This is a genomic window from Alicyclobacillus hesperidum (genome assembly GCF_900107035.1).
GTDB classification, from domain to species: Bacteria; Bacillota; Bacilli; order Alicyclobacillales; family Alicyclobacillaceae; genus Alicyclobacillus; species Alicyclobacillus hesperidum.
On record NZ_FNOJ01000005.1, the window covers coordinates 123,576 to 144,182 of the forward strand.

General features: G+C 53.8%; 23 protein-coding genes and 3 tRNA genes. 4 read left to right on the forward strand and 22 right to left on the reverse strand.

The features are described 5' to 3' along the window. Nucleotides 1-51: 51 nt before the first annotated feature. The 9 genes from sdhB to gltX all read right to left on the reverse strand — a co-directional run bounded on the left by sdhB (nt 52) and on the right by gltX (nt 8,808). On the reverse strand, nt 52-825 hold the full coding sequence (gene sdhB / locus BLU70_RS05670; protein ID WP_040289265.1) for a succinate dehydrogenase iron-sulfur subunit: 774 nt from the start codon (nt 823-825) through the stop codon (nt 52-54). Then, entirely contained in the window at nt 822-2,582 is a 1,761-nt protein-coding gene (gene sdhA / locus BLU70_RS05675) for a succinate dehydrogenase flavoprotein subunit (RefSeq protein WP_074692579.1), read from the reverse strand. Before sdhA ends, sdhB begins: the two co-directional genes overlap by 4 nt. A 53-nt stretch (nt 2,583-2,635) precedes the next feature. Next, a complete protein-coding gene (locus tag BLU70_RS05680) occupies nt 2,636-3,262 on the reverse strand; it encodes a succinate dehydrogenase cytochrome b558 subunit (protein WP_006446728.1) in 627 nt (208 codons plus the stop codon). Nucleotides 3,263-3,430: 168 nt separating this feature from the next. Next, nucleotides 3,431-5,260 carry an excinuclease ABC subunit UvrC gene (uvrC, locus tag BLU70_RS05685; RefSeq protein WP_074692582.1) on the reverse strand — a complete coding sequence of 610 codons (1,830 nt, stop codon included), beginning with the start codon at nt 5,258-5,260 and terminating at the stop codon, nt 3,431-3,433. Nucleotides 5,261-5,272: 12 nt separating this feature from the next. After that, entirely contained in the window at nt 5,273-6,802 is a 1,530-nt protein-coding gene (locus BLU70_RS05690; RefSeq protein WP_074692585.1) for a hypothetical protein, read from the reverse strand. 148 nt (nt 6,803-6,950) lie between these two features. Further along, nucleotides 6,951-7,026, reverse strand: a tRNA-Lys gene (locus tag BLU70_RS05695). A gap of 9 nt (nt 7,027-7,035) precedes the next feature. Next, a tRNA-Glu gene (locus BLU70_RS05700) sits at nt 7,036-7,108 on the reverse strand. A 1-nt stretch (nt 7,109) separates the two neighbouring features. Then, nucleotides 7,110-7,183, reverse strand: a tRNA-Gln gene (locus BLU70_RS05705). 137 nt (nt 7,184-7,320) lie between these two features. Beyond that, on the reverse strand, nt 7,321-8,808 hold the full coding sequence (gltX, locus tag BLU70_RS05710; RefSeq protein WP_006446731.1) for a glutamate--tRNA ligase: 1,488 nt from the start codon (nt 8,806-8,808) through the stop codon (nt 7,321-7,323). Between the two features lie 61 nt (nt 8,809-8,869). On the opposite strand from gltX, the gene BLU70_RS05715 reads away from it, so the two are divergent. Next, nucleotides 8,870-9,199 carry a hypothetical protein gene (locus tag BLU70_RS05715; RefSeq protein WP_074692588.1) on the forward strand — a complete coding sequence of 110 codons (330 nt, stop codon included), beginning with the start codon at nt 8,870-8,872 and terminating at the stop codon, nt 9,197-9,199. 214 nt (nt 9,200-9,413) lie between these two features. Here BLU70_RS05715 and hisC read toward each other — a convergent pair whose 3' ends face one another. The 3 genes from hisC to cax all read right to left on the reverse strand — a co-directional run bounded on the left by hisC (nt 9,414) and on the right by cax (nt 12,315). Next, complete coding sequence (gene hisC, locus BLU70_RS05720) at nt 9,414-10,511, reverse strand: histidinol-phosphate transaminase (RefSeq protein WP_074692591.1); 1,098 nt, start codon at nt 10,509-10,511, stop codon at nt 9,414-9,416. Between the two features lie 69 nt (nt 10,512-10,580). Continuing rightward, nucleotides 10,581-11,237, reverse strand: a complete 657-nt coding sequence (locus BLU70_RS05725) for a DUF502 domain-containing protein (protein WP_040289268.1) — start codon at nt 11,235-11,237, stop codon at nt 10,581-10,583. Nucleotides 11,238-11,250: 13 nt separating this feature from the next. Continuing rightward, complete coding sequence (gene cax, locus BLU70_RS05730) at nt 11,251-12,315, reverse strand: calcium/proton exchanger (protein WP_074692646.1); 1,065 nt, start codon at nt 12,313-12,315, stop codon at nt 11,251-11,253. A 127-nt stretch (nt 12,316-12,442) separates the two neighbouring features. Between cax and BLU70_RS05735 the strand changes: the two genes are divergently transcribed. Then, the gene (locus BLU70_RS05735) at nt 12,443-12,811 is read left to right on the forward strand and encodes a hypothetical protein (protein WP_040289269.1); all 369 of its coding nucleotides are present in this window, start codon (nt 12,443-12,445) and stop codon (nt 12,809-12,811) included. Nucleotides 12,812-12,815: 4 nt separating this feature from the next. Here BLU70_RS05735 and BLU70_RS05740 read toward each other — a convergent pair whose 3' ends face one another. Both BLU70_RS05740 and BLU70_RS05745 read right to left on the reverse strand, forming a co-directional pair. Continuing rightward, nucleotides 12,816-13,040 carry a hypothetical protein gene (locus tag BLU70_RS05740; RefSeq protein ID WP_006446737.1) on the reverse strand — a complete coding sequence of 75 codons (225 nt, stop codon included), beginning with the start codon at nt 13,038-13,040 and terminating at the stop codon, nt 12,816-12,818. Next, on the reverse strand, nt 13,037-13,939 hold the full coding sequence (locus BLU70_RS05745; RefSeq protein WP_006446738.1) for a DUF72 domain-containing protein: 903 nt from the start codon (nt 13,937-13,939) through the stop codon (nt 13,037-13,039). Before BLU70_RS05745 ends, BLU70_RS05740 begins: the two co-directional genes overlap by 4 nt. A 93-nt stretch (nt 13,940-14,032) precedes the next feature. Here BLU70_RS05745 and BLU70_RS05750 point away from each other — a divergent pair, with 93 nt between their 5' ends. Together BLU70_RS05750 and BLU70_RS05755 are read left to right on the forward strand one after the other, a co-directional pair. After that, on the forward strand, nt 14,033-14,227 hold the full coding sequence (locus BLU70_RS05750; protein WP_232302234.1) for a hypothetical protein: 195 nt from the start codon (nt 14,033-14,035) through the stop codon (nt 14,225-14,227). A 73-nt stretch (nt 14,228-14,300) separates the two neighbouring features. Further along, complete coding sequence (locus BLU70_RS05755) at nt 14,301-15,356, forward strand: LCP family protein (protein ID WP_244885123.1); 1,056 nt, start codon at nt 14,301-14,303, stop codon at nt 15,354-15,356. Nucleotides 15,357-15,382: 26 nt separating this feature from the next. Here BLU70_RS05755 and BLU70_RS05760 read toward each other — a convergent pair whose 3' ends face one another. From BLU70_RS05760 to rpiA, 8 genes are all read right to left on the reverse strand, one after another. After that, nucleotides 15,383-16,537, reverse strand: coding sequence for a glycosyltransferase (locus BLU70_RS05760; RefSeq protein ID WP_006446740.1), 1,155 nt, complete (start codon nt 16,535-16,537; stop codon nt 15,383-15,385). A gap of 54 nt (nt 16,538-16,591) precedes the next feature. Beyond that, nucleotides 16,592-16,831 carry a hypothetical protein gene (locus tag BLU70_RS05765; RefSeq protein ID WP_006446741.1) on the reverse strand — a complete coding sequence of 80 codons (240 nt, stop codon included), beginning with the start codon at nt 16,829-16,831 and terminating at the stop codon, nt 16,592-16,594. A 33-nt stretch (nt 16,832-16,864) separates the two neighbouring features. Next, nucleotides 16,865-17,746: an NAD(P)-dependent oxidoreductase gene (locus BLU70_RS05770; RefSeq protein ID WP_052012281.1), complete on the reverse strand. Its 882-nt coding sequence runs from the start codon at nt 17,744-17,746 to the stop codon at nt 16,865-16,867. Continuing rightward, complete coding sequence (locus BLU70_RS05775) at nt 17,743-18,222, reverse strand: MarR family winged helix-turn-helix transcriptional regulator (protein WP_237716431.1); 480 nt, start codon at nt 18,220-18,222, stop codon at nt 17,743-17,745. Before BLU70_RS05775 ends, BLU70_RS05770 begins: the two co-directional genes overlap by 4 nt. A gap of 69 nt (nt 18,223-18,291) precedes the next feature. After that, nucleotides 18,292-18,975: a TVP38/TMEM64 family protein gene (locus BLU70_RS05780; protein ID WP_052012282.1), complete on the reverse strand. Its 684-nt coding sequence runs from the start codon at nt 18,973-18,975 to the stop codon at nt 18,292-18,294. 122 nt (nt 18,976-19,097) lie between these two features. Then, nucleotides 19,098-19,298 carry a hypothetical protein gene (locus tag BLU70_RS05785; protein WP_176780847.1) on the reverse strand — a complete coding sequence of 67 codons (201 nt, stop codon included), beginning with the start codon at nt 19,296-19,298 and terminating at the stop codon, nt 19,098-19,100. An 86-nt stretch (nt 19,299-19,384) separates the two neighbouring features. Beyond that, complete coding sequence (locus BLU70_RS05790; protein WP_081503925.1) at nt 19,385-19,912, reverse strand: GNAT family N-acetyltransferase; 528 nt, start codon at nt 19,910-19,912, stop codon at nt 19,385-19,387. Then, entirely contained in the window at nt 19,909-20,586 is a 678-nt protein-coding gene (gene rpiA, locus BLU70_RS05795) for a ribose-5-phosphate isomerase RpiA (protein ID WP_006446747.1), read from the reverse strand. The genes BLU70_RS05790 and rpiA overlap by 4 nt, the downstream gene beginning before the upstream one ends. Nucleotides 20,587-20,607 lie beyond the last annotated feature (21 nt).

Here is a 20,607-nt window from a genome sequence, read left to right on the forward strand (position 1 = left end):
GGCACTGCCCCGGCAACCCGCATAGCGCGAAGGCCAGGGCAATGTTTCACATTATTTACGCAGCCAGGCGCCAAGTGCGTGGTACGTAACCTGTCGATTCATGGCCGCGATCGACGTCGTCAGTGGAATGCCCTTCGGGCACACTTGGACACAGTTTTGGGCATTGCCGCATTCGTGAATACCGCCCTCGCCCATCAAGGCTTCCAGCCGGTCTTCTTTGTGCATCGCACCGGTTGGGTGCATGTTGAAAAGACGGGCTTGCGAGATGGCAAACGGTCCGATAAACGGGTTTTTGTCATTCACATTCGGACACGCCTCAACGCATGCGCCGCACGTAAAACAGCGCGACAGTTCGTACGCAATCTGTTGATCCCGCTCCGACATGCGCGGTCCAGGGCCGAGATCATACGTCCCATCGATCGGAACCCAAGCCTTGATCTTCTTCAACGCGTCGAACATGCGGCTACGATCCACCACGAGATCGCGAACGACGGGAAACGTACGCATCGGGCGGATCCGGATGGGCTGTTCGAGTTTGTCGACGAGAGCCGAGCAAGCCTGCCGCGGCCTGTTGTTAATGACCATGGTACACGCGCCGCAAATCTCTTCAAGACAATTCATTTCCCAGGTCACAGGTGCCACAGGATCGCCATTTTTGTTGCGAGGGTTGCGCTGAATCTCCATCAGGCAGGCGATCACGTTCATACCCGGACGATATGGAACGACAAATTCTTCGGTGTATGGATCGGATTCCGGGCTGTCTTGGCGTTCAATGATCAAGTGCACCGTCCGCGTTGTTTCCATCGTTTCCGCTGTCGTGCTCATTCTTTGGTCGCCTCCTTGCTAACCGCATAGTTGCGTAAGCGTGGCTTAATCAGGGAGACATCGACGGCTTCATACGAAAGCTTTGGACCATCAGGCGTAAATTCCGCAATGGTGGTCTTCAGGAAGTTTTCATCATCGCGATCCGGAAATTCTGGCTTGTAATGTGCACCCCGACTTTCATTACGATTGAGCGCACCCAAGGTAATCGCCCGCGCCATAATGAGCATATTCTTCAAATGGCGAGTAAACTGAGCTACTTGGTTCTCCCAGCGCGATCGATCCGACATATTGATCCGTTTGAACCGCTCTTGCAGTTCCTGAATCTTTTCGTCGGTCTTCTGCAGCCGTTCATTAACGCGCACGACCGTAACGTTGTCGTTCATCCATTTACCCAGTTCGCGGTGGATCTGATACGGATTTTCGTCGCCTTCCATACGCAGAATCCCCTCGAACTCGTCTTCATATTTCTTGCGATACGATTCGAACAACGACTCAGGCAAACTATCCGTAGCCTTACGTAGATTCTTTGCATAGCGAACCGCGTTGGGCCCCGCAATCATGCCACCGTAGATGCACGACAACAAGGAGTTTGCACCCAAACGGTTGGCACCGTGGTACTGAAAGTCCGCTTCGCCTGCCGCGAACAGCCCGGGGATGTTTGTCATTTGATCGATATCCACCCAAAGTCCACCCATTGAGTAGTGCACAGCCGGGAAGATACGCATCGGAACTTTGCGCGGATCATCACCTACGAACTTCTCGTAGATATCCAAAATATTTCCCAATTTGACATTCAGCACATCAGCCGGAATGTGCGACAAGTCAAGGTAAACCTGATTTTGGCCGTCCACACCGAGCCCCATCTCGACACAGACTTTATGGATGGCACGCGTTGCAATGTCGCGCGGCACCAGGTTTCCGTACTCTGGGTACATCTCTTCGAGGAAATACCAAGGCTTTCCGTCTTTGTACGTCCAAATGCGGCCGCCCTCACCACGAGCTGACTCTGACATCAACCGTAGTTTGTCGTCGCCTGGGATGGCGGTCGGGTGGACCTGGATCATTTCCGGATTGGCGTACTTGACGCCCTGCTGATACAGCTCTGACGCGGCGGATCCCGTATTGATCATCGAGTTCGTGCTCTTGCCAAAAATGAGACCATTACCGCCCGTACACATGACAACTGCGTCCGCCTTAAAATAATGAACTTCCATCGAACGCAGATCTTGTGCACAAATACCTCGACAAACCTGTTCATCGTCGAGCACGGCGCCGAGGAAATCCCAACCTTCGTATTTTTCGACTAGGCCGGCCACTTCGTAACGGCGAACCTGCTCGTCCAGCGCGTACAACAACTGCTGCCCTGTCGAGGCTCCGGCAAAAGCTGTACGGTGATGCTTCGTACCACCAAAACGGCGGAAGTCCAGCAATCCTTCGGGTGTACGATTAAACATAACCCCCATGCGATCCATCAGGTGAATAATGGCTGGAGCCGCCTCACACATGCCCAAAACCTGTTGTTGGTTGGCGAGAAAGTCGCCGCCATAAATCGTGTCGTCAAAGTGTTCCCACGGGGAATCGCCTTCCCCTTTGGTATTGACCGCACCATTGATACCGCCCTGTGCACACACCGAGTGCGAGCGCTTGACAGGCACCAGGGAGAACAGTTTAACCGGCACACCGGCCTCAGCGATTTTGATGGTTGTCATCAAACCTGCCAAACCGCCGCCGACGACGATGATTGTCTGATTAGCCACGCAGAATCCCTCCCATGCTCCGTGGTTCCTGCACGTTTCAAATACTTACAAACTCATGCGGAATGCGTGAATGCGATAATCGAAGCCACGCCCATCCCCGCGAGGACGACGAACACAATCATCGTGACCCACGCGGTGATCCGCTGTGCGCGAGCGCCCACGGTGATGCCCCAGTGGATGCAGAACGACCAAAGACCGTTGGCGAAGTGGAACGTCGCGGCGACCACGCCAATGATCATAAACCAGAAATAGGCCGGGTTGCTGACGAGATTGTGCACCATGTCATAGTTCGGTGCATTCCCGGAAAACCGCGTCGTCCAAAGGTGGAAAATAATAAACACGAACGTGATGACGCCCGTCACCCGCTGCAACACAAACAGGATATTGCGGCCGAACGAAAACCGATTCGCGTTGTACCCCGACACAAATGCGACGTACAGACCAAATACCCCGTGGTAGGTGATTGGCAGAAAAATAAAGACAAACTCGATGAAATGCAACAGCGGCAGCGTCTGAATCGCATCGACCGCGTCGTTGAACGCCGCCGGACCGCGCAATGCTGTCGCGTTTGTGAACAGGTGCTCCAACAGGAAAAGCCCAACCGGGATCACGCCAGACAACGTATGCAAACGCCGCCACAGGAATTCCCGATTTTTGTGCGCTGCTTGGGCCACCGCCACAAAGGTTCCTCCCTTCGACTCCTAGCCAGTTCGTATGTATCGGCAGCCCTCTGACTGCCTTGCCGGATAGGGTACAGAATTCTGGTTCGAGACTCCACATGACTGGGGAACATCGGTTCTCAAACCTGCTTTGCACTTTTTAAATTGTAATGATTGGCCATCGTAGAATCAAGAAAGCGGTGCCTTAGAAGAAGCATCCTGTCGAATATTCTTGTTTCGCTCGTTTAGCACCGCGCGCAAATGCGTGACGATCTCGCTCGCCAGTTTATCGCCAATCCCAAGGCCTCGAAATTCGTCCAAATCGGCATCTGCCATCGCCTTTAGACTTCCAAACTTGCGCAACAACGCCTTTTTTCGCTCAGGGCCAACGCCCGGGATATCGTCAAGCGCTGACGCAAACCCTGTCTTTCTGCGCTGCTGTCGGTGAAATTCGATGGCGAACCGATGCACCTCGTCCTGAATGCGCTCCAACAGGTAAAAGGCCTGGCTGTGCCGATCCAAGGCAACAGGAATCTCTTCGTCCATAAAAAAGAGCTGACTCGTCCGGTGCTTATCGTCTTTCGCCAAGCCGCAAACTGGAACGTCGAGGCCGAGTTCGCCTTCGATCACCGACAATGCAGCCGCAAGTTGCCCACGCCCACCGTCGATCACGATAAGATCTGGCAAAGGTTTACCTTCGCGTTGCAAGCGCGTATATCGGCGGCGGACTACTTCCCGCATAGATTCGTAGTCATCGGGCCCCGAAACCGTCTTGATTTTGTATTTCCGATACTCCGATTTCGCCGGTTTGCCATCGATAAAGACAACCATGGCCGCAACGGCGTCCGCCCCTTGGATATTGGAGTTGTCAAACGCCTCAATCCTGCGTGGCGCTTCAATGGCCAAGGCATTCCCGAGCTCTATGACGGCCCCCAACGTGCGATCCATGTTCTTCTCCATCAACTGGATCTTATCCGACAGTGCCTGTCGGGCGTTTTCGCAAGCGAGATCGACAAGGTCTCGTTTCGCACCGCGCTTTGGTTGAATAACCTTGGCATCGAGCACCATTGCCAAAGCCTCGGATGGCACACCATTCGGCAAGAGCACTTCCTTGGGCAGATCGGCCCGTTCGTGATAAAACTGTTCGACGTACGACATAAAGTCGGTCAGCGGTTCATCGTAGTGTGGCATGATCGCGACGGAGCGTTCGATGACCTTGCCGCTGCGAACATAAAATACCTGGATGCTCAAGAGGCCCTTTTCTTCCGCATAGCCGAACACGTCCCGATCGACGCGGTCTGCGGTCGTCATCTTTTGTTCTTCCATGACCTGTTCGATGTGCCGGATCAGATCGCGCAGTTCAGACGCTCGCTCAAATTGCAGCGCTTCCGCCGCGGCCTCCATTTTCGCGGTCAAATCCCGCACAACGTCCTGATGACCACCGCTCAAAAAATGTGTAATTTGCTTGGTCATCTCCTGATATTCCGTTGCGTCGACTGTGTACACGCACGGTGCAAGGCACTGCTGAATGTGATAGTACAAACAAACCTGCTTCTTGAGCGTTTTGCATTTGCGCAACGGATACAGTCGATCCAATAACCGCTTTGTCGCTTGCGCGGATGTGGCACTTGGATAAGGGCCGAAGTACTTGGCTCCATCGCGCTTGACCCGCCGTACGATTTGCAATCTCGGATGCGGTTCATTGGTCAATTTGATATACGGATACGTCTTGTCGTCGCGCAACATAATGTTGTACGGAGGCGTGTGCTGCTTAATCAGGTTGCACTCGAGGATTAACGCCTCGGCCACCGTGTCCGTCACGATGTACTCAAAATCACAGATGTTCGAAACCAGAGCTTGTGTCTTGCGATCATGTGATCCTGTAAAGTACGACCGAACGCGATTGCGCAAAATCTTTGCCTTCCCGACATACAAAATCTCGCCCTTATTGCCCTTCATCAGGTACACCCCTGGGCGTTGCGGCAACAATTCCAATTTATCGCGGATCATTTGGTTCATTCAATCACCCCCTCACTGGACGGCTGCGATGACAAGCTCCGGCCCCCCCTTGCCCGATTGCACCCACAATACATAGGAACCACATGTCGAAAATTGTTGCAGAGGCGTTTGCAACTGCATCGGCTTTGCCGTGCCTCCAGACTTGATCAACGGCGCCATGGTCAACTGCAGACCGCGACCAGCATTCGGTGTCGTCTCGAGCCACCATAAAGTACCGGACGCGCCTTCTGCGACGTAATGCGGTTGCCCGTCGACCGGCGGTCCTTGATAGCGCGTGACCTGCCCGCTTTGACTGATGCCATACCACGTCGATCCGCTGTTTGCAGAGGCGCGTTCAGGCTTGCCGACAATCCCTTGAAAGACTAGCCCATCCCCGACGACGCTGGGCCCTTGCATAAACCCGAAAGCTGCCGGTATCTGCCGCACCTCGGTCCAGGCTTGCGCCGGACTGCGGCCGACCAATGTATACTCGCCGATGGGCGTACCTATCCACGCACCATCTCGATACATTCCTGATTGGATGGCAATTTGCCCGTGTCCAACAGCGACGACAGCAGACGTCGATGGCTGTTGCGGGATCGACTTGACCAGTGCCGAACGTCCATTCGCCAGTAACAAAGAGTAGATCTGTTCGTCACTGATGCCGCCTGGCGCACGCCAGTTCGCCAGCACCACAAGCCACCCCGGAATCGCCACCAGCGACCAGTTGCTCAACTGCCATGCCGATTCTTCGACGCCCGAGGCGACCGGGGTCACAAAAGCCAAGGCGTAACGGCGGCTTGCCGTCGCCAGTGAACCTGGTGCTTGCAGCGGATAACGGCGCACCGCAATGGCGTAAGATCCGTTGCCATACTGCTGAATACTTCCGAGAAACAACGAACCTGACCCCACTGTCGCATGCGTGAGATCGACTTGTTGGCCTTGCGCCAATGAGTACAAACCCTTCAGTTTAAGCGGCAGCGAGTCAAACTGGATAGCCGCAGCCGTCTTGTCCTGGACGTGCGTCGACAGTTTGGCGCCGTAAACCGATTGCCATTCGCCAAACCCACCGTACACGGCAAGCCCCACACCGACAAGTGCCAGTCCTGCCGCACCAATCCGCACAAACCCCGGCCCGCGATGGTGCCTCAGCGCTTCATCAAACGCGATATTCGCGCGCATGACTTGTACGGCGCGAACAAGCAGTGGCCGCGGAACGCCAATAGCAGCTTCGGCCACCTCGGGCAACGCGGCCGTTTCGCCCGACTCGGGCCACTCGTCGAGATCGTGCGAATCGTCCAGAGCCTCACCGACGTCGATGTGTGGTACCGTGGCCGCCTCCACTTGTTGCAAACAACGTTCGATCACGCTGTCGGGCATCGTCTGCACTTCGGAACGCCGAATTGTACGAATGGCGACGACAAAGACCTGTAAAAACGCGTCCTCGGCCTTCACGCGGTCGTTATAGCGATTCCAGAGTAATTCCCAAACCTGTGCGGCGAAGCGCTCGAGCAAGCGCTCGACCAACTGCCTGCGTTCACTGCCACTTAACCGCCTTTGCACACCGCAGCTCCTTCTTCCCGTTCCAGAATTCCTAAACCATCATACCGAACCCTCGTCGGAAAGGACAGGACCAGCAATCGCCAAAAGTTTGCCATGAGTTTCTAAAAGCGCAAAAACGCGATCTCCTCAACGGAGACCGCGTCATCTATGGTGGGTCATGAAGGACTCGAACCTTCAACCTGCCGATTAAGAGTCGGATGCTCTACCAATTGAGCTAATGACCCTCGACCTAATGACCCTAAGGGGATTCGAACCCCTATTACCGCCGTGAGAGGGCGGCGTCCTGAACCATTAGACGATAGGGCCATGGCTGCCGAACTAGGACTCGAACCTAGACTAACTGATCCAGAGTCAGTCGTGCTACCATTACACCATTCGGCAACGAGCGAGCGTCAACGGTATTAACTATACTCACTGACGCCCATTTTGTCAACCACTCTGCAAAACTTTTTATGGGTTACTTTTTCCGCCCCTCCGAAAAAGAGGGCCGTGCATCGTCAACCTAGCATGAACCGTCGTTACTTTGTCGCTACCGTCCCTGAAGCGATGCGCTCGGCTGCAATTTCAAGCCGCTGGCAAGCTTCCTCGCGACCAAGCATGGCGATCACGTCAAACAGCCCCGGACCCACGGTGACACCGGTCAACGCCAGACGAACAGGATGGATGAGCTGCCCCGCCTTCAAACCAAGTTCGTCAATGAGGGCGCGAAACGACGACTCGATGACCGGAGCTGTAAATGGCGCAACGCCGGCGAGTCGCTGTGCGACCGCCCGCAGCCTCTCAGGAGTGGCCGGATCGCTAAACTGTTTGCGTACACCTTTGTCGTCATAAGCCGTTATGCCTTCAAAATACGGGCGCATACCGTCGATCAAATCCGCGGCGTTGCGACTGCGCGTCTGCACAAACTCCACGACAGTCCGAATCCAAGCCAACACATGCCGATCCACTTCATTCGCCGCAACATAGCCGAACCGGACCAATTCATCCCAGATTTGACCGACCACCACATCTGGCGATTGCGCACGGAAATAGTGCGCATTCAACCATTCAAGCTTTTTCACATCGTAGACAGCCGCATGTTTCGCGACGCGATCCAGGCTGAACACTTCGATAGCCGTCTCTCGGTCGACAATTTCGCGATCGTCACCGGGTGAAAAGCCGAGTAGCAATAGATAGTTGACCAGCGCCTCCGGCAAAATCCCCATCTCTCGGTACTCGGAAACGCTTGTCGCACCGTGGCGCTTGCTTAATTTACTGCGATCCGGCGCCAGAATCATGGGCACGTGCGCAAACGCTGGTGCCTCGCTACCGAACGCTTCAAACAGCGTCACGTGCCGCGGGGTGTTTGATAAGTGCTCTTCAGCTCGAATCACGTGCGAGATACGCATAGCGAGATCATCCACACAGGAGGCAAAGTGGTAGGTCGGCGAGTCGTCAGCTTTCCAGACGATAAAATCGTCGATCTCGCTGTTCTGAAAGACAACATCGCCGCGAATCAGATCATGTACCACCGTCTCCCCCGTTGCATCCGTACGCAATCGATAGACATGTGGTTCTCCTGCCGCCAACCGACGCTCCCGTTCTTCGGCCGACAAGTCGCGACACCTTCCGCTGTAGCGCGACGGCCGACCTTCTCGCGCCGCCTCCTCGCGATCCGCCTGCAACTGCTCTGCACTGCAAAAACATGGATATACTTTACCTTCGGCAATCAGCCTCTGCAAATGGTTACGATAAATTTCCGTGCGCTCCGACTGCCGATACGGTCCATACGGTCCGCCACAATCAGGGCCTTCATCCCAGTCGATGCCGAGCCACCGAAAACTGTCGAGAATCTGCCGATATGACTCCTCCGTTGAGCGGGCTCTGTCCGTATCATCGATGCGAAGTACAAAGACACCTTGCTGTTGACGCGCAAACAACCAATTAAAATAGGCCGTACGGGCACCACCGATGTGCAGTGCACCCGTCGGACTCGGCGCAAAGCGAACTCGAACCTGCTTGTCCATAGTTACCTCCTAGGGGATAGCCAACCCGTCAAAGCACACAATACAGCTGAGGTGACAGCACATGACACGACGAGTCGATCCAAACCTTCGGAAAGTCGACGTCAGCCCGAACTCGGGCGCCTACGATCCTGGTCCACTCGACGAAGGTGTAACCGACTACCCAACAGCCGAATTATGGCAAGCCCAAGCGACGACATACGATCTCGCTGTCGAAGAATTCCCAGAAGGGCCCTACGATGCGGCAACCAACGAGAAACGCCTTGGCAAGAGCTCTCCGTGGCTGGAAGGCCAAATGGTCAGCGGCCGCTTTCGCGACAGCAATCTGATTCGCTCGGACCGGCTCTCCGCTGCACACGAAAGCGACACCGATGATACCGTTGATCCCACCTAAAAGCGAAGTTGAATGACGCCTTCGCCCTGCCAACCATTTTGTGGTATGGAACCCACCAGCCCCCGATTGCCAGTCTGTGCTTGGTACGGGTAACATCGTATTTGAAATCAGTACTCTGATTGAAGACACGGCCCCCTAATCTGGTTGGTTTACCACAGGGGGCCGCTGTGATTTTACGGCTTTTTTCTCCGTCAAACAAGCGAGATTGGTAACCTTAAGCGTGTGCGACAACCTCGCGCAAGGCGGCGATACACGCCTCATTCTCAGCCTCAGTGCCAAACGACACTCTCACATAGGATTCCAACCCTACAAATCCTGTTCGCACAAGAATCGCTTGCTTGCGCAAAGCCTCGAACACGCGCTTCCCATCTCCGACTTCAATGAGCGCGAAATTCGCCTCGCTCGGGACAACATGCATGCCCGACTCACGCAACGTCTCGTACTGGCGGCGGCTCGCCTGAACCAGCTCCTGTGAACGTTTCACGTGCTCTGCATCAGACAACGCGGCGACAGCACCAACTTGCGCGATGCGGTTGACGTTGAACGGTTCCCGCACGCGATGGACATAGGCGAATACCTCCGGATGGCCAATCGCATAGCCTACACGCAATCCAGCAAGACCGTACAGCTTCGAGAATGTGTACAGAAGACACACGTTCGAGTGCCGTAACACCCCTGTATTAAACTGAAACCGTTCCGGGTCCGTGGCATAGTTATCATAGGCCATGTCGACAATGACCAACACATGATCCGGCAAGTGCTCCATTAAGTGATCGAACTCAACCTGCTTAAGAACGGTTCCGGTTGGATTGTTGGGCGTGCACAGATACAACAACTTGGTTCGCTCAGTCACCGCGGCCAGCAAAGCCTCGACGTCGTATGTAAAATCCGCCCGCAACGGTGCGAGCTTGACCGTGGCCTTCATGACCTGTGCGCCAAACGTGTATTGTGAGAACGTCGGAAACGGCGTCACAATCTCGTCTCCCTCATCGAGAAACGTCTCCGACAACAGTTTGATGATGTCATCTGACCCATTCCCGACGAATACTTGTTCAGGCTGCACGTGATGGTGCTTGGCAACGGCAACTTTGACCAAGTCACTGCCGCCGTCAGGATACAGGTGCAACCTTGGCAACTCACGTTCCATCGCACGCAATGCCAACGGCGAAGGCCCAAGGGTGTTCTCGTTGGAATTCAGCTTAACAAGCGGGCGATTACCCAGTTCCTTTCGCAACTGTTCATCACTGAGACCTGGCTTATATGGCTCGATGTCCTTCAGATTTTGGCGAACCTGCACATTCGGATCAAACATGGTTGGCACCTCCGGCCTCTATACGTTATGTCCATTGTAGCCCAGCACACACCTGACGTCACCTGTCGGTTACATCGGCATCGGCGGCGATTTCGGCAATTGGGTCGGAGTCTGTGTGCTTTCAGGCCCCTCTTCACGCTTCGTTGCACGCGATTGGCCTAATCCTGCAGACAAGGCGAACTTCCAGGCTTGTTCCGCTGTCATACCTGCTTCGCGCACCCGAGATCGGGGAACCATGACCGTCGCTCCAGCGAACTGAAATGCATTGGGCAGATACACCGCTACCAAATCCCCTGTTGGATCTATACTTTCGGGCAATTCTTCAGATGTGATAAAACCAAGTACGAGTGCACGCTCGTCTGGCCACTCAATCAAAACGGGCGTCTGAAACGCCTGGCGTCTGCGAAACAGGTTCTCGATAAGCTCCTTCGCCGTTGTATACAAGGACTTGATCACAGGGATGTGCATGAACAAAGTGTCCGCCCAGGACAGCAACACGCGACTGACGTAAATCCGAGACAGCAATCCCAGGATAAAAATCGCGACAATCACGATGGCAAAGCCGAGGCCAGGGATGTGCAGATAGGCCCAAGGCACATACCAACTGACCAAGCCGTCTACCTGATTGACCACAAATACGACGACCCAAACGGCGAACACAAACGGCAAAACCGTGGCAAGTCCGATACCAAAATGTTTTGCCGCTGCACGCAACAGCCCCTTCATCGCAATCACCCCTTTAAGCGGCTGCTGCCGGTAGACTGTAGAATCCGGCAGCGAGGACGAGATAAGCGCCAACCGCCATGGCGCCCTCGAGCCAGTTCGATTCTCCGTCGAGCATTAAAACAACCACGAGTAGCACGGCGGCAATCATGCTGACCAACTCGGGCCAGGTAAACATAAAGTTAAAAGGTACACCGATGCACACGCCGACAAAGAATAGAACGGGGGCGATGAACATCGCCACCTGTAAGGTGCTTCCAACCGCAATTTCGACAGACAGATCCATGCGATTTTTCCATGCCATCCAAACGGCCGAAGCGTGTTCGGCGGCGTTGCCGATAATGGCGACAACGACAACACCGATGAATAGCTCGCTCCAACCGAGTTGCGTCGCGATGGATCGCACGGTACCGACAAGCCAGTCGCTTTCGACGCTGACAAGTACGGTGGTCACGGCAAGTGTCAAAATAGCTGGCCAAAGCCTTGGTTGCGAACCTTGTGCTTCCTCCTGCTCGTGCCCGATATATGCGAACACGTCCCGATGCGTAAACAGGCTAAAGTAAAGGCCAAGAAGATAAACAATGAGCGATACACCCGCAACGCCAAAGGACAACACAGACGAAACTGGATGAGCCGTGCGGGCAAACACTGTGGGTACGACAAACGCAACCCCGACACCCAGCATCAGCATGGAAGCATTGCTACGAGCGACACGCACATTAAATTCTTGAATTGGGTGGCGGATGCCGCCCACAAAAAAGCTTAGCCCCAGTACAAAGAGAAGATTTCCGACAACAGAACCGGTGATCGAAGCCTTTACTAAGGATGTTAACCCTTCGTGCAACGAGAAAATCCCGATAATCAGCTCAACGGCATTGCCAAACGTCGCTGACAACAGTCCTCCCAAACGTGCACCAGCATGTGCGGCAATGGTTTCGGTCGCCTTCCCCATGAGCGCGGCAAGCGGAATAATAGCAATTGCGGCAGCAAAAAACTGCGGCATATCACCAAAGCGACCTACTTGTACGACAATGCTAACCGCCACGAGAGTGGCAGTGACAATGGACAATAAACGGTTCAAATCCGACACCTCACTCGAAACGACAAACGCTGTCTTCAACGTAACAGATTTTCCCCACAACTGCACATCGTCAGCAAGCGCGTCTAGGTGCTGTGTTACAATACGATTGAAGAACGGGGGAAGATGGATGTATCAGTTTCCGAAGATCAAAATGCTACGCGGTGAACTGAAGCGCACGGAAATTCGCAATCAAGTCAAATATCAGTTGACCACCAAAGAGTTTATTCAACAGCGTGGTCGAACAACCTATCGGATCGCGCTTGAGCATATTTTAGGATTCGTGGAGTGTGCCGATTCGGAATATGAACGCCATGCCAAGCCCGTGTACGGCACGAAACCCGATCGATTCGGAAAGCCATACAAAATTGTCGCGAACCTGATGTACCTGATCACGGAAAGCGGCGTGATCGAACAATCGCGCGTTTCCTTTTACACTCGTCTCTCGTCGCACTTTGCAAAGCAAATGGAAATTCTTCTTGGCTCGAACGGCACGTGAGCCATCAGTAGTTTCGCCAGTCGTCTTCCTCCTGCTCCGACGGCCGTTTCTGTTGCTGGATTCGACGCACCACCCAGCGTATCGCAACGACGAGGACACAGAACGCGACGACTCCATACCCCACCCACATGAGCCAAGGTACGCCCAATCGTTGATGTAACCACGCTGCCAACTCATACGCGGCAATCGCAATTGCTGCAAACATCCAGTCAGGAAAACCGTAATTCATGAATATCCTTCACCGCCGTCTACAATGTGGTCGGGCAAAAGCGACAATTGCTCCGACTGCTGTAACATCGGGCGCGGACGCTTCGCCCCTCCGATCAAATCGAGCCAATCAAACGCGTTCCATACCGCGTCATTGTTAGAATTGTTGTTCATGAGGACATGAAACTCTTGAACCCCATTGGCAAGCGTAACGACGTCTGGCACAAACGATTCTAGTTCGGTGCGGCTGTATCGGTAGTCAAACCGCTGTTTGGAAGATGTCAGCCCCGGCTTGTCCCACATCTCCAGGTTCCGCCCGTGCATCCGCAAAATTCCTAATTGTGTATGCGTCACACGCGGCACATAGGGCACCGATTTGCGACCGGCTTGGGGTTCATCGCAAATAACATGAACAGCGCCAAGCGACGAGATCCAAGCGATGGTCTTTTCGATCCGCTCGGGATCTTGAAACCAACTGCGTTCCCGAAATTCTACAGCCGCGTTCAGGGGCTGACAGAACGCCACCAACCGCTCAACGGTTGCTATATTCTCGCGCGTTGCACCGAACCACGGTGGAAACTGCAACAAGATGGCCGATATCGCCCGTCGTTCGGCAGCTGGGCGCAGTGATTCGAGAAACGCTCGGCCTACTTCTCGCCGCTCCTGTCGCGTCATACCATGCGCGTGCAACGTCATCGCAGCGGGTGCTTTCGCGTGAAAACGAAAATCTCCGTCAACCTGATCCAACCACCGCTCCCATGTCCGAGCGGCTACAATGCCATAAAACGTGCTGTCGATCTCGACAACGGAAAAAAACGAAGCATAATAGCGCAAACGGTCCGCATTGGCCAACTGACGAGGGTAGAACGAATCGTGATCGGCAAATGCACACGTCCCAGCGCGTATGCGCAACCTCTCCACCTCATTCCAACCTTCGCAACTTTGACCGCTTTCCTGTCAAATCGCTATAATAGTCATGGTTATTTGGCACAGCTACCCCAGCACTGATAGGAGATGAGACACGTGGCCAGCAACCAACACGCCATCCGCTGTCCGCATTGCGATCATACCTGGTTCCGAGAAGAACGCCAAGTGCAGCTTGACTCGAGCGTCGTCATACGACCCGACTTACCGGTACCGGGGCGCATCCTGCGCGAGCAATACCAGTACATCTGCACAAATTGCAACCAAGTGTTGCACCACGAATAAAATCCTCGATTAACCAAAACGCATAAAACGCCCCATCTCCTCAAATCATAGGATAGATGTCGAGGAGATGGGAGTGGTTTTCTTGACGGAAAAACCCAAGAAGCCATACAAAGGAAGACTTGCTAGCGCTGGACGCTACGCCGCCGTCGCGTTCGGCCTCCTCGCAGCCGCGGCGACATTCGTATATGGCAATCGCCATATCCTCGCACACAAGTTCGCGCCGGCCACAGGCTCATCAAGCCATCCAATACAGCCGCAAATCTGGCCTCATGCCCAAATGAGTCACATCGGCTCCGCGACCAGGCAAACCATTCTGTTCATCGGAAGCGATGAGCGGCCAAAACAGGGCAATGGCAACTCCGATGTTTTGATGGTCGCAAGCCTTGACGATGAACATCGCCGAATTGAACTTCTGTCCATTCCGCGCGATACCCAAGTGCCTTTTCCGGACGGCCACTATCACAAAATCAATGACGCTTTGGCAGAAGGAGGTCCATCGCTCACATGCGGTCTGGTCGAACAGTTAATTGGCATGCCCATCGATCACTATGCCTTGACCGAATTTGACGGACTCGTGCGCATCGTCGACCGCATGGGCGGTATTGACATCAACGTCCCGCGAAATATGTACTATCGCACCGGGGACAAAAAGTATGGGATTATTCGATTGCACAAAGGCACGCAACATCTCACCGGCGAGCAAGCGTTGGGTTTCGTCCGCTATCGGCACGACGCATTAGGCGATATCGGCCGCACCGAACGACAGCAAGCATTTCTCGTTGCCGTCAAAAACCAACTGCTCCGCCCAGAGACCATTCCGCAACTGCCCGCAATCGCGTACGATCTTTTACGCAGCGTGGACACCGATCTGACCGCAGTCGATCTCGGCCGGCTCATTGCGCATGCGCACACGTATCGCTCCTACAGCACCATCCACGCAACACTGCCGGGATCGTTTCACGATCCGGACGCAACGAGACCGGGCGATTTAAGCTACTGGATCGTGAATCCAAAAGAGGCCCACTATGTCGCCAAGCGCTTCTTTATCGATGGAGTCGTTCCCAAAAACACCATTCAGGATCCCCAATTGACCCGCACTTGGACGACACCTGCCGACTCAGATCATTGAACGAAGCAGCAAATGAGCGGCGCATGTTAGACGCCGCTCTTCGCACGTGTGAATGCAGTCGATGCCGATTCTCGCGTGACCACGATATCGCCACGTTCACGATGCTCAATTTCTCGCCATGTCACCCTGTTGTTCATCACGTATGACCACACCGTTGAAACGAGAATGCCAACGGCTTGTCCAATTGGAACAATCAAGCCGATCCGTTCACAGGTATGCATCACAAGCGTCGTAATCAGGATGCCGACGAGCGAAATCGCGACAAAGATTGGTAGCTTCACATTCCATTTGCGGCCCGCCCCCTGCGAGCGCCAAGTAATTTGATCGTTCCAAATGTAATTGCTCAACATGGCGACAAGGGAAGCGAGAATGGACGCCATGGTATCCTTCATATGAAATCCATAGAGCAAGATGGACAGTACCACCTCATTGACGATCACGCCGCTTGCCCCGATGATACAGAACAAGAAGAACCGTCTATCACTGGGGCTTTGTGAGACCAAGCGCACAAGGTGCCGGAAATAGTTCCACTGTTCATGCATGCTCATTTTCGATTCGCCGGCATCACGGGCCAAAAAAGAATACGCGATTTCGTGAACCGTTCGATAGTGCCCCTTCACCAACACTTCAATCAGGATCTTCCAACCAATCGGATCGAGCTCGGCGCCTGCTACCACGTCGCGCTGCAAGCCGAAGAATCCACTCGTGCAATCCGAAATACGCCGTAGACGGTGTAATGCAATTTGCCCGATCACGCGCGCAGTCCACGAAACCAACTTTCGGAATGGCCCTAATCCTCCGTCCGATCCACCTTCGACAAAGCGACTTGGAATCACGATATCGGTACCCTGTTTAAGTCGTTCATACATCGCAGGAAGCAACTCAGGAGGATGCTGCAAATCTGCATCCATCACGATGAAATAACGGCCCTGAGCCAACTTGAATCCTTGCACAACAGCACTGGCTAACCCGCGCTCACCATTTCGATGATGCACATGCACACGCTCGTCCGTCGCTGCCAGCTCGGCCAACACCTCTAGTGTTTCGTCAGAACTATCGTCGACGAACCAGATCTCATATAAGACATCACGCAGAGATGCCATGGCTTCGTGAATACGCCGCACGATCGGACGAATGTTATCCTTTTCATTATAGGACGGAATAATAATACTTAAGTCCAAGTTGACAACTCCTTTGGTCTGCTCACCGTAGCGAGTTCGACCATCCTCAAAGCACTATGGCCACCAATAGCCTGTGTGCATCGCCAACCAATCCTGCTCAATGAGCGAACCGATGGGATAATACGGTGCCAGAACAGGATAGCTGTTGACAAACCACTGAGCTTCTTCGGACGAACCCTTACGCAACCACCAAGGAAGCAAACCCATTCCTTGCCCCAACCACAAAGGCTCTTCTAAATCCTCGTACCAATCGTACCACGTATCGGGTTCCCTCGCGTCACCATTTTGCACCATGCCGAGCCCTCCCGTATGAGAGACTCCTATAGCTTATGCCTGACGCTCGCCTCCGGTTTGCGCAGCCATAAAGGCGACCAGCGAAGCCATATCGAGATCGCCAAATCCTGATGCGACAGCCTCGCTCATCACAGATGCAGCGGTCGATGCCAAAGGAAGTCGCCCATGTACCACTTCCGCCTGACGCAATAGAAGCCGCATGTCCTTCAACAGATGCTTTAACGCGAACTGAGCGGGATAGTCATCCGTGACGACAAGTTGCCGTTTCGCAGACAAAACTGGCGACCAAATAGAACTCGCTTCCAGAACATCAAATACCGTCTCACGCGCGAAGCCGCTAAGTTCGCCATAGATGACCGTTTCTGCCATCGTTTCCATGACGACACCCAGAAATGAATTCACCAACAGCTTCATCGCCGCACCTTGGCCGACACCACCCAAATAAAATGACTTGCGTGCCATGGCAGCAAGGAGAGGCTCTGCTTGCGCAAAGTCGTCAACTTGACCGCCAGCTACAACTACCAAGGCTGCATCCTGAGCGGGTTTCACCGATCCGAGAACTGGGGCTTCAAGATACCGCAAACCAAAGCTATTTATACGATCCGCCAATCGACGACTTTCCTCGACGCCTATGGTGCTCATATTCACCACGAGCGTACCCTGTTCCATGCTTTCAACTGCACCCGAGTCAAACAACACGGATTCGACTGCAGCAAAGTCTGACACCATCACGAATACGACATCCTGAACAGCTACCGCGTTATGCACATCGAGTGCGACCGTCACATTTTCAGGCATATCTTGCGCGAACGGTTTCACGGTTCGATTGTACGCCGTGATGGAATGGCCCAAGCGCGCTAGGTTTTGCACCATGGGTACCCCCATATTGCCAAGACCCAACCAGCCAAGTTTCACTCCGCTTCACCCTTTCTTCCGTGACAGGGCGCATCGCACTCGTTGTCTAAAATTTCCACCATACGTTCCAGCAAGTTTAGAAATTGCCGCGCATCGTCTTCACCGAGCTTGTCCAACAAGTCCCCCAATTTTTTTGTTCGCTCGATGGACAACAACCTTAATTGACGTTTTCCATCTTCCGTCAAACTCACATAGACAACCCGACGATCTTCATTGGACCTGACCCTCTCGACATAATGTAACCTGACCAGCTCGTCGCACACTTGCGTGATGGCACCCGGGCTCAATCCAGCAATACGGGCGATTTCAGATGATTTTGCCTGCTGAACAAAGCTCAGGTACCGCATGACAAAGAGCTGTGTGGTCGTTAAGCCGGATTTGTTCTCAGGGAAATGCGCACGCATGCCACGCACGAAGCGTTCCACAATAGTATCCAGCTTTTGAACGATATCCAGACGCTCTGTGTTCACCGACATTCACTCCAAATCAAAGATACAGGCAGCCCGCCCATAACGCATGGCAGCTGCCGTGCTCACATCCGGGGATTAGCGAGGCATACGTTGCTCTGTCTCATGAGACGATCGCGACGATTTTGATACGCGTTTGCGCAACAGCGTACCAAACCACACTAAAGCAGCGAGCGGTATGCAACCGATGATGATATAAATCCAGTTGCCGAACACCCCTGCATAGACCAGTGCCACACCAAGATAATAAGGTAGCATCGCGACTACCGCAGTCCATGTGTACGACCACAGCGTGGTCGCAGGAATCATGCCTGCGACATAGTTGACGACAAACGCAGGCACCGGTAGCAGACGAGCGAGCAATAGACCCCAGCTTCCCCATTCGCGAACCCAGAGGTTAACCTGGTCAAACCGCTCGTGTGACGCAACACGCCCAAGCATGATGCGAGTAAAATGGCGGGCAATGAAATAAATGATAATGGAACTGATGGTAGAGCCAATCCAAGCATACGCAGTCCCATACAAAACGCCAAACACTCGTAAAAATATGATGAGTAGGCCCTCTGACGGGATGGGTGTGAGGCACCAAATAACCATCAAAATGATTCCGTAAATAATGCCCCAAAATCCCCACGACTGTATGAGTTCCGTCAGTCTATGATTTCTATCTAGATACAGTACCACACCGGCCATCGCAGCGCCCAAGACGACCATTGAAATGGTGCGCCAATCGGTGAGTAACTGTTTGATGAATCCCGCCACGCCCACGACTCCTCGCTCAACTATCCACTCTTCCTTCACAGTATCAGACCACGAGCAAACGTTCAAACGTTTCCCTAGCCAAAAACGTGAACTGCCGCTCAAACGACAGTTCACGCTTTGCGTTACACAGGATCGATGGGTGACGTGCGTTTGCTCCCGATCCGCTTGGAGTCCTCAGGCTTCGGTGCCAAAGAGTGATCATGGATTGTCGTGTGGATGGCATAGCGCTCTGCAATTTCGCGATCGCGCTCCATGAGTTCGTGCTGATCGAAATTCCGCATCGGCGGCCCTGGCTTGCGATGTGTCTGACCTTGCACAAACATCCCTCCCTCGTGCCTTTACCCTGCCCGCCTGTGGTGAAGCTATGTATACCAAAAGGGAGGGTGAAATCTCCATAAGTGGCGAGCCTTTATCGAATGGATGTAGCGAGGCCTTGGCCAAGGTCCCGCTCCATGACGTAATATTCAAGCCCAGACGTATCAACGTGCGTTGCGATCCGCACAAAGCCTGCCTTCTCGAACATCCGCCAAGAAGCCCGATTTCTGGCCAGCACTTTATGTGCCACGAGCTTTGACCAACCGAGTTCTGTAGCCAAGCGAACCAACCTTTCGATAACCATCGTACCAATGCCCATCCCACGCCATCGCGAATCCCCGATGACGATGGGCAACATATCTTTACACAAGGTCACATCGCCGACCATGAACCAGTCTTTGCGACCCATTCTCCTTTCAATGGCAAAGGAATGCCCACGACTCGCGAGCCACGTGTACATTCGAACAATCTGGCGCTCATCATAAGGGGCATCCGTTGTACCCTCAAGCCATTCCACTAATTCGGCATCATACCACCGGATAGCAATAGGCAGATCGCGCCGCAAATGAAATGGACGGAGACGCCAAGCCCCGTCCGCCAGCCGCAAAGTATCGGACATCATGGTGAATCCGCACGCGACAACGTCTCGACACTATCGGCTCGCCCCACGATGACAGCGTCGGCCATGTTAATGAATAGTCCGGTCTCGACGACGCCCGTGATCGCCTTGAGGACGTCTTGCAACCGACCCGGATCGGCGACAGAGTCGAAGACGGTGTCTAGAATATAATTGTGGTTATCGGTGACAAAAGGCACACCTTCCCGCTCGCGAAGCGTCCACTTACCGCCCAAGTTTGCGATCCGTTGAGCCGTCGTTTCCCATGCAAAGGGAACCACTTCAATGGGAATCGAAAGGTTGGCGAAGGAATCATACAACTTTCCGTCGTCGACGACGATAAGCAATTGATCAGACGCCGCCGCAACCAGCTTCTCGCGAAGCAGGGCACCGCCCCCACCCTTGATCAATTGAAAATCAGGTGTCACCGCGTCCGCGCCGTCGATGGTGAGATCCAGCCGCGGGCATGCTTGAAATGTCGTCAACGGAATATGTAACTCTTTCGCAAGTGCCTCGGTGGCGGCAGACGTAGGAATACCGACAATGCGCAATCCTGCGGCAACACGCCGACCCAGTTCCACAATGGTATAGTAGACGGTCGACCCGGTCCCGAGTCCCACCTTCATGCCGTCCTTCACATAATTGGCTGCTTCCACTCCAGCGAGTTCCTTTTTGTTCATAGCCTTCACTCCAGCTCATTT